This window comes from Pseudomonas sp. 7P_10.2_Bac1, assembly GCF_025465935.1.
In the GTDB taxonomy this organism is placed as follows: domain Bacteria; phylum Pseudomonadota; class Gammaproteobacteria; order Pseudomonadales; family Pseudomonadaceae; genus Aquipseudomonas.
The window spans coordinates 1-10,842 of record NZ_JANLNV010000044.1 but is presented as its reverse complement, the minus strand read 5'-3'; the positions used below and the strand labels follow the sequence as shown (position 1 = coordinate 10,842).

Sequence of the window (10,842 nt, the reverse complement as noted above, 5' to 3'; positions counted from 1 at the left end):
CAGTATCTGGGCCTTAAGGGTGCAAACCCTTGGCTTGTAATGGGGCGGGAGACTCTGACGGAAAGTGGGGCCACTCTGCAAAGCAGCACCTATGACTATATTGAAACGCCGGACGATGCGTTGGACCATGGGCGAAAATTGCAAGACGCAGTGACCCGCAATGGCATGACCACGACCACCCAGTACCTCTACAGCCAAACCTTTAATCTTTTGGTTGGAGAGACGGTGCTGTATACAGTTAATACTGTGATTGGTTATGACGATGTGCCTGGTGTACCTGACAAGCAAGTACGTAAAGTATTTACACTGGAGCACTCACTGCTCAATGGTCAGCCACTGCTGAACCGAGATGACAACGATGTAGAAATTGCCTATGAATATGATCTTCTGGGCCGTGTCACCAAAGAAACTGTGTCCCCAAACAATGAGGCTTACAAAGCCAGCCGCAATTACACTTATCAACTAACCGGCAGTGCAGGTCAACAGGCAATACAAACTGCCGAGGATGTAAAAGGTGTCAAGACCATCACCTACCTGGATGGGCATAACCGGGTCGTCAAGGAAGAGCGTCGAAATGCCGATGCTGTCGAGGAAGGTTCTGAGGAATACCGTGAGATTTACCGCGCGAGTTATAACCACCTTGAACAGATGACAAGTGAAACCGTTATCGACTGGGAGAAGGACAAAGATATTGAGTTGACCAGTCTATTCAACTATGACGCTTGGGGTGAACAACGCAGTGTGATCCGCCCCGATGGAGTTGAAGAGCACGAGGTTACTGACCCTGTAAAACGTACAACTACCCAATGGATTGAGGGTATGGGTAAAACGGTTACGACCCACAATCTGTTCGATAAGCCAGACATCATCCAACGCTTCGATCTGAAGAATAATCTGCTCAGCGAGCAAACTCATAATTACGATGGTCTTGGACGTACAGCAGAGGAATATGACGCTGCAGGCAACTGGACTCGCTATGAATATGACGCTTTCGAGCGGATGACCAAAACTGTTTTGCCGGACGGTTCTGAGATTGAGCGTGAATACGCACAACACAGCAGTGAAGATTTGCCGATTAAAATCAGTGTCAATGGTCTTGTATTGGGAGAACAGGTCTTCGATGGTCTTGACCGGATGACCGTTTCGATTACCGGTGGGCGTAAAAGTACCTACAGCTTCGAACCAGGACAAATGCAGCCCTGCAAAGTTGTGCGCCCTACAGGTCTGGAAACCACTTTTGAGTACAGGCCAGAGTTGGGTGAGGAACCTGTGCAGCGCGGTACAGGTGAGAGCACTGCAATCTATGAATATGACTCCCAGAATGCTCGGTTGCTTAGCGCTGAGGAGTCAGGTAGGAAACTGATTCGCAGCTACTACAGTACGGGCGAACTCAAAAGTGAAACCCACGCGCAAGAAGGAACGGTGCCGCTCAACATGCACTATGAGTATAGCCGGCAAGCACGGTTGCTCAGTTATGTCGATGTGCTTGGGCAAACCCAGACGTACAATTACGACGAATATGCCCGATTGACAGCCACTGAGTTAGGTACGACCCGTTCGGTCTTCACCTATAACAGTGTGGGCCTTCAGGCAGGAATCGAAACCATTGATGGTGCACAGAGGTTGAAGATTGACCTTGCATACGATGATTTCGGCCGCGAAGTATTACGTACATTCGACCTTGGTGGGGGAGTGGTTCAGACGCTGGAGCAGAGTTACGACGCGGTCGACCGGCTTACTCAGCGTACTCTGAAACAAGGCGAAGACGTGCTGCGCAGTGAAGGCTATAACTATGATTCGCGCGGACGATTGTATGAGTACACTTGCACTGGCAGCCAAGCACCGGTGGATCCGTACGGTAAGATCATTAAGACTCAGCTATTTGGTTTTGATGCGCAGGACAATATCACTTTTGTAGAAACCACCTATCAGGGCGGGGTTTATACCAGTGAATATGAATATGAATATGATGATCCCAAGGCTGATCCGTGCCAACTCAAGGCGGTTACCCACACGTTTGAAACCGGAGCGCCGCAACGGATTGAGTTCAGCTATGACGCCGACGGTAATCTTTTAAACGATGAAGCGGGGCGCATTCTGGGTTACGACAATTTGGGGCGTTTGGCCAGCGTTAGCATTTAAAGGAGAAGCACTCAACGTGCTGCCATTGTGCAGCACGTTGGACTTTTAAGGCTGAACGTTTCCCAGCCCATTGTTTTGCACATAGCTGGCCAAGTCGCTGACATAGCGGATTCCAAGTTTTTGCATGGCGGCGCGTTTATGTCGGCTGATGGTTTTTTCACTGCGATTAAGGACTCTTGCGATGTCTCGGCCCGAATAGTTTTGGCTGATGAGCCGCACAACTTCAAGCTCACACAGTGACAATGATAGGTGCAGATTATTATCGTGTGATAACGGATTTTGGATGCTGGAAAATGTTTCGCTAATATAGGTTGATCCCATGCTTGTGCGTGTGATTGCGTGCGTCAATTGTTCCAGTGGTTGGCGTTTGTCAAATAGTCCGCTGACCCCCAATTTGAGTAAGTTACGTAATATGAGTGGGTTGTTGGTCATCGTGATAATGATGATTTTGGTGCGTGGAAAGTGGCGCCGTATATAACTGATCAGCCTGATGCCATCAGGTGTTTTTCCGTCCGGCATAGAAAAATCGGTTATCAGAAGATCGCATGGATGGTGTTTTAGTTGCTGGATTAACTCATCCGTGGAACGAGCTTCGCTTACTATTATTGCATCGCAAAAGGCGCTATTAAGTGTCATGCGTATGCCGGTGAGTACTACCGGGTGATCATCTGCCAGAATTATGCGTTGGCTCATGATAGGGAGGGGGAAATGATAGTAGTCAGTAGTAAGCAGGTAGTGGAAATCATAAAAATATCTATGTGTTTAAGGCGGCGTTTACCTTAGCAGTCTATGCGCCCGTGTAAAAGTAGGCTGTTTCCTATATCCTTATTAGAATTTTCATACCTCTAGCCAATAATGAATTGGGCAAATTCAGGGCCGAATTTAATTTTCAGCCCTGAAAAAGTTATTCCGTGATTTGCAATTTCCTTGCCTCGGTATAGATATAGCGCAGCTTGTCGTACTCAAATGGCGAGTCGAACTGCCCATAACGGAAGCTGGTGTTGTAGCGTTTATCAATGGCTTGGAGCAGCCAGATTTCCGGGTGGCGCGAGCTTTCACGCGGTATGTTGAGGAAGTTGATTTCTCGATTGGCGCCGTAGTCGACCACCAGCCCCGTGGTGTCGCGCAGGTTTGATGGGCCCAGGATCGGCAGCATCAAATAGGGGCCGTCCGGTACACCATAAAAGCCCAGGGTTTGCCCGAAGTCTTCGCTCTGGCGCGGCAGGCCCATGGCGGTAGCAGGATCCCACAGGCCGCCAACACCCAGCGTGGTGTTAAACAGCAAGCGAGCGGTGGTTTTCAAGGAGCGGTCGCCCTTGAGTTGCAGCAAGCTGTTAAACAGGTTCGGCACATCGCCCAAGTTGTTGAAGAAGTTGGTGACACCGGTGCGAACAAAACTGGGTGTGACGTAGCGGTAGCCGTCGACCACGGGCAAGAACACCCACTGATCGAAGCGGTAGTTGAAGTGGTAAATGCGTCGGTTAATCGACTCCAGCGGGTCATACACATTGAGCGCGCTCATGGTGGCGCGTTCAAATTCACGCTGATCGAGCCCTGGATTGAACTTCAATAGTTTCAGGGGTTGAGTAAAGCCATCCACGTCGTGTGTGGATTCGACGTTGGCCTTGCTGTCGTCTGCCAGGGCGTAGCCGGTACTGAGTAGGGCGGCGAGAAGCACGAGATGTTTAGCCACGGAAGAACTCCAGCATGTCTTTGGTGTTGACGCGGTAGTTGAGATTGCCGCAGTGGCCACCATACGGGTAGACAGTCAGGCGATTGCCGAAGGTCTTACGCAAGAATCCCAGATCGCCAGGGCCAAGGATGATGTCGTCGGCATTGTGCATAACGGCAATTTTTGGGCTGTTTTTCAAATAGTCCTGCAAGGCATACAGGCTGACCTGGTCGATCAGTTGCAGCAAACTGCCGCCATCGGTGCGGGCGCGCCACATCGGTATGACTTGCTCGGTGAGGTAGCAATCGAAGTCGCACAGCAGTGAGCGCTTGAGAAATGGCGTTAGGCTGGTGCCTTCGGTAATGGGGTAGTTGGGCGGCGTTATCAGGCCGCGACGGTTGATCAGGTCTGAAGTGAATACGATGTCGGCTGATGAGAACCGGAACATGGTCCCAATCAGCATTGCCATCTGTTCGTTGGTCAGTCGCTCTTTGGAGTTCTGCAAGTCGTAGACCAGTGCGCCATTGAGATCGACGTAGCCTTTTTGCTTGAAGTACTCAGTGAGCTTGTTCAGTACCAACTCGTAGAACGTGGTGCTGCTATTGATGCCTTTGACTTCCGTTTGTACCAGCTTGTCGAGGTTGCTGATGGATGTGTACAGGTTCACCGGTGGGTTAAGCATCAAGACTTTCTTGAAGTTGAAGCTTTTGCGGGTTTCGTCCAAATGGCTCACGAAGGCCGCGTCCAGTGCACCCAGGCTATACCCTGCAAGGTAGTAGTCGGTCACCGGGACATCGGCTTGTTGGGCGCGGACCGCTTGCATGACGTGATACAGGTCTTCTGCATCGTATTGGCTGATGCCGGGCGTGGCAAAGCGTGAAGCCGCGCTCATAAAGTCATAGCTGGTCGGCGATGACAACTGCACGACGTGGTAGCCCGCTTGATAAAACAGTTTTTTCAAAAACTCGTTGAGGCTGCTGTCGTAGGGGGCCCCTGTACCGGCGATCAAGAAGATCAATGGGGCCGCGTGGTCTTGCCTGGCCATTCGGTAGGTGAGTTTTTTCACCGCCCAGAAGTTGGCCGGCAAGGTGAACTCGCGCTCTGGTCGCAGTTTGAGGGTGTAATCCGACTGACTAATATCGTCTTCGCTGGGCAGCAGCGGGCGCAGTTCCGGTGGTGTGGTTGCGATCGTGGCTTCAAACGGGTTTTTGAGAGGGTAGCCATAAGTGGCGGGGTCGACGTCGACCGCCTGTGCGGACGCACTCAAAATCAGGCCGCACAACAAGGCGGCAAAGGGTAGAGAACGAAGCATGACGACTATCCCTAATAAAGTGCAGAAAATGATTCGCAGGCTATGACCGCAGGGCTACAGTCGAAGTGCCATTTTCAGACACAAAATACATCCCCCGGACAGTCGAAAGCAGGCAAAGAACTACCAGAAGATACACGTTGAATGACTTTAGTGAACAGTTATCTGATTGCAAGGCTTGCATACCCCTAAAGGGCGATTAAGCTGGGCGCCGCTTTAGCCTTTTGGAGTTATATATGCGCGCTCGTTTGCCGTGGATCTTGTTGCTCATAGCCTTGTCTGCGTTGCTGGCGGCCAGTTATGGCCTGCGTTACAGCTTGATGGAAGACCCACAATGGGTTGGAACGTGTGTCGCTGACGCCGAGCGATGGGAGTGCCAATTGCGCTCCAGTCTTGGTTGGTTGATCTATTTCAGAGTGTTGGGCTGGTCGGCGTTGGTGACTTCAGTGCTGGCTTTTTTTGTGCGTGGCCGAATGGGTAGCGCACTGGCCGTCTTGGCGTTGCTGTTTGGCTTGCCTGCGTTGGCGCTCTACAACGCCAGTTTGGCGGTCTTTGCTGTGGTGATTGCGGGGTTGCGGTTGGTGCGGGCAAAGCACCAGAAATAACCAAATGTAGGAGCTCGCTGCGTGATCTTTTAAAAAGTCAAAAGATCGCGAGGCAAGCTCGCTACAGGTCTTGAGTTATTGACGGCGGCTGCGCCACAACGCGATGACCATCAATACACTGACCAAGGCCCACACCCAGGCTTGTTGATTGTTCAGGCCTTCGCGGTACAGTTGCAGCGGGATGCCCGCGCCGATGATCAGTGCCAGCAGGCCGAGTTCACGGCGCGGACCGCGCACCGGGCGTAGCAGGTATACCAATGCCGGCAAGACTAGAGCGGCACTCGGAAAGCTGCGATAGCGGGGTTCAAATACCAGGCCCAGCATCATCACCGCTCCGGCAAACCCGGCGGCCGCGATCCAGCAACCTGCATGACGCTCGAGCAGGTTGAACAGGCGCCCGCGCCAGCCCTGCTGTTGCCCCAGCGCCAAAGCGCCGTGGGTGAGTACCGTCAGGTTGAGCGCAATCAATAACCCGGCCCAGGTCCATTCTTCTGCAAAGCGGCTAGTCACCAGGATCAATTCAACCCACGCCACCAGGCTGCAACCTGCCACTGCGCCCAGTGCAGGCAACAGCAGGGCCGACCGCGTGCTACGTACGCGTCCGCCGAGCATCAAGGTGGCTGTAAAAAGGGCTACACCCAAGCCTAGCCAGGCTGGCCAATGGGGCAGATTGGTAACGGGGCCAGCGAGGATGCCCTTATCTTGGCGATCGGCATCAAATAACCCCCAGTAACCACCTACGGCACCTTCACTGGCACGCTTCCAGGGTTGGTCAAAGGCTTCGATCAAGTTGTAATTCCAGCCGTTGTGTTCGGCCAAGGTGACAACGCCGCGAATGAATTTGGCTTCGTTGACTCGGCTTGGCAAGGCGGTCTCGCGTTGGCGGCCTTCGCTGGGCCAGCCGGTTTCACCGATCAGAATGTCTTTGGGAGCGAACTTGTTGCCGAATTCCTGGCGAACCTGGGCGACGTGGTTCACGGCTTGTTCGATACCTGCAGGATCGTCTTCCCAATATGGCAGCAGGTGGATGGTCAGGAAGTCTACCGCCGGGGCGATTTCGGGGTGTTGCAGCCAGAACTCCCACACATCTGCATAGGTGACGGGTTGTTTGATCTGGCTTTTGACTTGAGTGATCAATTTGACCAGTTGCGGTGCGGTGATCTCTTTGCGCAACAGGGTTTCGTTACCCACAATTACGGAGCTGATGACGTCCGGGTTGGCATTGGCGTTGGCAATCAGCGCGTTGACTTCTTTTTGCGTGTCCGCTTCGTTGCTGTTGACCCAGGCGCCGCTCATCATTTTCAAGCCATGTTTGCGGGCCAGCCCCGGAAGCGCTTCAAGCCCGCTTTGTGAGTAAGTGCGAATGCACTCAAAGCGGGTTGCCAGCAACGCCAGGTCTGCGTCCATGCGCTCTATGCGTGGAACGAATGGTTGGTCAAACGGCGACTGGTCTTTGTCAAAAGGCGTGTAAGAAACACATTTCAGTTTGTGGGTAGGTGTCGCCGCGTCGGGCAGTATGACGGGCTGGCCCAGCCCGTACCAAAAACCAGCAATGGCTAAGACGCCCAGCAAGCAGGCAATCAGATAAGGCAGTACAGGGGAGCGGGCAGTCGCAGACATGGTCGGGCCGTATGGGAACAAAGCCGCGCATCTTACCTGCAATCAGTGGCGCTCGGCGCGTCCGTATAATTTTGTCATGCAATGTTCAGGTGGGCTGCGAAGCAAAGTGCCTTTTGGAATGGATTAATGTCGTTTGTGGTTGTCTGGGCGTCGTCGTCAGAGCAGGGCGCTCGGCAGGTGAGGTCGATTATCGGGGGGCATGATATGTCGGGTTGTTGAAAAGGCCCTGTAACCCTGATGTGGTCCGGCACTCGTCGGGCCCGGCACAGCGAGGAATCATAGATGAAGATGCGACGACTCTTGAGCGCGGGAGCTGCCTTGGTTCTGGCGATGAGTGCGGGTTTGGCGATGGCGCAGAACAAACCAACCCTTAATATTGGCTATGTGGATGGTTGGTCCGACAGTGTCGCGACAACGTTTGTAGCGGCGCAGGTTATCAAGCAGAAGCTGGGCTATGACGTGAAATTGATGCCGGTGGCGACCGGCATCATGTGGCAGGGCGTTGCGACCGGAAAACTCGATGCAATGTTGTCTGCCTGGCTGCCAGTGACCCACGGTGAATATTGGGCCAAGAATAAAGATAAGGTGGTGGATTTTGGCCCCAACTTCAAGGAAGCAAAAATTGGTTTGATTGTGCCGGATTATGTTGAGGCCAAGTCGATTGCTGATTTGAAGGACGATAAAGGCTATAAAAACAAAATCGTGGGCATTGATGCCGGATCGGGCGTTATGTTGAAAGCGGATGAAGCGATCAAGGACTATGGTTTGAATTACAAGCTGCAAGCCAGTTCTGGCGCTGCAATGACCTCTGAACTAGGTCGTGCTTATGCCAAAAACGAACCCATAGTGGTCACAGGCTGGGTACCACACTGGATGTTTGCCAAGTGGAAGTTGCGATTCCTCGATGACCCCAAAGGTGTATTCGGGGCCGCAGAAACGGTAAACAGTGTGGGCAGCAAGGACCTGGAAAAGAAAGCGCCGGAAGTTGAAGCCTTCTTGAAGAAGTTTTCGTGGAATTCCAAAGACGAAATTGGTGAAGTCATGCTGGCTATTCAAGAGGGGGCCAAGCCAGAAGCGGCTGCCAAGGATTGGGTTGCCAAGCACCCTGAGCGTGTTGCCGAGTGGACGGCTAAATAATCGCGAGGCGTCTAGCTCGCTGCACACAGAACCGCCCGGTTTAATCGCTCGGCGGTTTTTCTGTTTTCGGCAATGGCGAAATGATGTCGTTATTCTCGCAGGCTAGGGAATACGGGGCCTGTAGGGGAGTTTGGTTCTACTACTAAAGTCGTCTGGCTTAGAGTTCGAAGCCCCCTAATAGTGAAACCGTTACATCTCTTCTGTGCTGCGAGGACAAAAATAATGAACGACAGCATTTACCTCTCGATTCAAAACAGCCCGCGTTTCAAGGAGCTGGTCAAAAAAAGGGAGCGATTCGCCTGGATTCTCTCGGCGATCATGCTCGGTTTATATGCCGCCTTTATTCTGTTGATTGCTTACGGGTCGCACATCATGGGGGCCAAGTTGTACCCCGGCTCGGCCATTACCTGGGGAATACCGATTGGTGTAGGGCTGATTATTTCGGCCTTTATTCTGACCGCTATTTATATTCATCGGGCCAATGGTGAGTTTGACGACCTGAACAATGCAATTCTAAAGGAGGCTGAGCAATGATCCGGCGTCTATTGGCAACACTGGGCATTGCTGCCTTGTCTCAAGGTGTCTGGGCGGCCGACGCCTTGACGGGGGAAGTTCAAAAACAACCACTGAACGTGTCCGCCATCATTATGTTTCTGGCGTTTGTGGGCGCGACGTTGTGCATTACTTATTGGGCCTCCAAGCGTAATAAGTCGGCAGCGGACTACTATGCCGCGGGTGGCAAGATCACCGGTTTTCAGAATGGTCTGGCGATTGCGGGCGACTATATGTCTGCTGCGTCTTTTCTGGGTATTTCCGCGCTGGTTTACACCTCTGGCTATGATGGCCTGATTTACTCCATCGGGTTTTTGGTGGGGTGGCCGATTATCCTGTTCCTGATCGCAGAGCGTCTGCGTAACCTGGGTAAGTACACCTTTGCTGACGTGGCTTCGTATCGCTTGGGGCAAACCCAGATCCGCTCGTTGTCTGCATGCGGTTCGCTGGTGGTTGTTGCGTTTTACCTGATTGCGCAAATGGTCGGTGCCGGTAAGCTGATTCAATTGCTGTTCGGCCTTGATTATCACGTTGCGGTGATTCTGGTCGGCATTCTGATGTGTCTGTACGTGTTGTTTGGCGGCATGCTTGCCACCACATGGGTGCAGATCATCAAGGCGGTGCTGCTGTTGTCTGGTGCGACCTTCATGGCCGTGATGGTGATGAAGCACGTTAACTTCGATTTCAACTCATTGTTTGCCGAAGCGGTCAAGATCAACCCGAAAGGCGAAGCCATCATGAGCCCGGGCGGGCTGGTGAAGGATCCGATTTCGGCCTTCTCGCTAGGTCTGGCGCTGATGTTTGGTACCGCAGGCCTGCCGCACATCCTGATGCGCTTCTTTACTGTGAGTGATGCCAAAGAAGCCCGCAAGAGCGTGCTGTATGCGACCGGCTTCATCGGTTACTTCTACATCCTGACCTTTATCATTGGTTTTGGCGCGATCATTCTGGTCAGTACCAACCCTGACTTCAAAGATGCGGCGGGCGGTTTGTTGGGTGGCAACAACATGGCTGCGGTGCACTTGGCTGACGCGGTGGGTGGGAGCATTTTCCTGGGCTTTATCTCTGCGGTGGCCTTCGCGACAATTCTCGCCGTGGTGGCTGGCTTGACGTTGGCAGGCGCTTCAGCGGTTTCCCACGATCTATATGCCAGTGTCTTCAAGAAGGGCAAGGCCAACGATAAGGAAGAAATCCGCGTTTCGAAGATTACGACCGTTGCGTTGGGCGTACTGGCGATTGGCTTAGGTATTTTGTTCGAAAGCCAAAACATTGCGTTCATGGTAGGTCTGGCGTTCTCTATCGCGGCGAGTTGCAACTTCCCGGTGCTGTTGCTCTCCATGTACTGGAAAAACCTCACCACCCGTGGCGCCATGATCGGTGGTTGGATGGGGCTAGTGAGTGCCGTGGGCTTGATGATCCTTGGCCCAACCATCTGGGTGCAGATTCTGCATCATGAGCATGCGATCTTCCCTTATGAGTACCCAGCGCTGTTCTCGATGATCATCGCGTTCGTGGGCATCTGGTTCTTCTCCGTGACCGACAAATCCAAGTCGGCGGCGAATGAGCGTGCGCTATTCTTCCCTCAGTTTGTGCGTTCACAAACCGGTCTGGGGGCGAGCGGGGCGGTAGATCACTAAAGCAGCGGCAAGTTGTTAGCTGCAAGCTGCACGTTAAATCAAATCCCCCTGGCTTAAGGCAGGGGGATTTTTGTCTGCCTACCCTGTAGGAGCGGGGGTGGGGGGGGGGGGGTTTTTTTTTTTAAAAATATGGGGGGGAGGTGGCGGCCAAAGGGGTTTGGTTTTTTA

General features: G+C 52.8%; 8 protein-coding genes and 1 pseudogene. 5 read left to right on the top strand and 4 right to left on the bottom strand.

Annotation, left to right across the window (positions count from 1 at the left end):
• Positions 1–2,142, top strand: a pseudogene (locus NTD86_RS08420) (sugar-binding protein); the annotation flags it as partial.
• A 45-nt stretch (positions 2,143–2,187) separates the two neighbouring features.
• Here NTD86_RS08420 and NTD86_RS08415 read toward each other — a convergent pair.
• From NTD86_RS08415 to NTD86_RS08405, 3 genes are all read right to left on the bottom strand, one after another.
• Positions 2,188–2,835, bottom strand: a complete 648-nt coding sequence (locus NTD86_RS08415; RefSeq protein WP_262201741.1) for a response regulator transcription factor — start codon at positions 2,833–2,835, stop codon at positions 2,188–2,190.
• 211 nt (positions 2,836–3,046) lie between these two features.
• Positions 3,047–3,784, bottom strand: coding sequence for a VacJ family lipoprotein (locus NTD86_RS08410; protein ID WP_410016965.1), 738 nt, complete (start codon positions 3,782–3,784; stop codon positions 3,047–3,049).
• A 43-nt stretch (positions 3,785–3,827) separates the two neighbouring features.
• On the bottom strand, positions 3,828–5,126 hold the full coding sequence (locus NTD86_RS08405) for a serine/threonine protein kinase (protein ID WP_262201739.1): 1,299 nt from the start codon (positions 5,124–5,126) through the stop codon (positions 3,828–3,830).
• A gap of 233 nt (positions 5,127–5,359) precedes the next feature.
• Between NTD86_RS08405 and NTD86_RS08400 the strand changes: the two genes are divergently transcribed.
• Positions 5,360–5,728 (top strand): hypothetical protein, encoded by a 369-nt coding sequence (locus NTD86_RS08400; protein ID WP_262201738.1) that lies wholly within the window; start codon positions 5,360–5,362, stop codon positions 5,726–5,728.
• Between the two features lie 75 nt (positions 5,729–5,803).
• Here the strand turns inward: NTD86_RS08400 and NTD86_RS08395 are convergent, their stop codons facing one another.
• A complete protein-coding gene (locus tag NTD86_RS08395) occupies positions 5,804–7,348 on the bottom strand; it encodes a beta (1-6) glucans synthase (RefSeq protein ID WP_262201737.1) in 1,545 nt (514 codons plus the stop codon).
• A gap of 282 nt (positions 7,349–7,630) precedes the next feature.
• Here NTD86_RS08395 and NTD86_RS08390 point away from each other — a divergent pair, with 282 nt between their 5' ends.
• From NTD86_RS08390 to NTD86_RS08380, 3 genes are all read left to right on the top strand, one after another.
• Positions 7,631–8,485: a glycine betaine ABC transporter substrate-binding protein gene (locus NTD86_RS08390; RefSeq protein ID WP_262201736.1), complete on the top strand. Its 855-nt coding sequence runs from the start codon at positions 7,631–7,633 to the stop codon at positions 8,483–8,485.
• A 222-nt stretch (positions 8,486–8,707) separates the two neighbouring features.
• On the top strand, positions 8,708–9,019 hold the full coding sequence (locus NTD86_RS08385) for a DUF485 domain-containing protein (protein ID WP_262201735.1): 312 nt from the start codon (positions 8,708–8,710) through the stop codon (positions 9,017–9,019).
• On the top strand, positions 9,016–10,674 hold the full coding sequence (locus NTD86_RS08380; protein WP_262201734.1) for a cation acetate symporter: 1,659 nt from the start codon (positions 9,016–9,018) through the stop codon (positions 10,672–10,674). The genes NTD86_RS08385 and NTD86_RS08380 overlap by 4 nt, the downstream gene beginning before the upstream one ends.
• Positions 10,675–10,842: the final 168 nt, after the last annotated feature.

Bases quoted from the DNA above. Each gene is read 5' to 3' on its own strand.
- NTD86_RS08415 (WP_262201741.1), bottom strand. From the start codon at position 2,835: ATGAGCCAACGCATAATTCTGGCAGATGATCACCCGGTAGTACTCACC.
- NTD86_RS08405 (WP_262201739.1), bottom strand. From the start codon at position 5,126: ATGCTTCGTTCTCTACCCTTTGCCGCCTTGTTGTGCGGCCTGATTTTG.
- NTD86_RS08400 (WP_262201738.1), top strand. From the start codon at position 5,360: ATGCGCGCTCGTTTGCCGTGGATCTTGTTGCTCATAGCCTTGTCTGCG.
- NTD86_RS08395 (WP_262201737.1), bottom strand. From the start codon at position 7,348: ATGTCTGCGACTGCCCGCTCCCCTGTACTGCCTTATCTGATTGCCTGC.
- NTD86_RS08390 (WP_262201736.1), top strand. From the start codon at position 7,631: ATGAAGATGCGACGACTCTTGAGCGCGGGAGCTGCCTTGGTTCTGGCG.
- NTD86_RS08385 (WP_262201735.1), top strand. From the start codon at position 8,708: ATGAACGACAGCATTTACCTCTCGATTCAAAACAGCCCGCGTTTCAAG.
- NTD86_RS08380 (WP_262201734.1), top strand. From the start codon at position 9,016: ATGATCCGGCGTCTATTGGCAACACTGGGCATTGCTGCCTTGTCTCAA.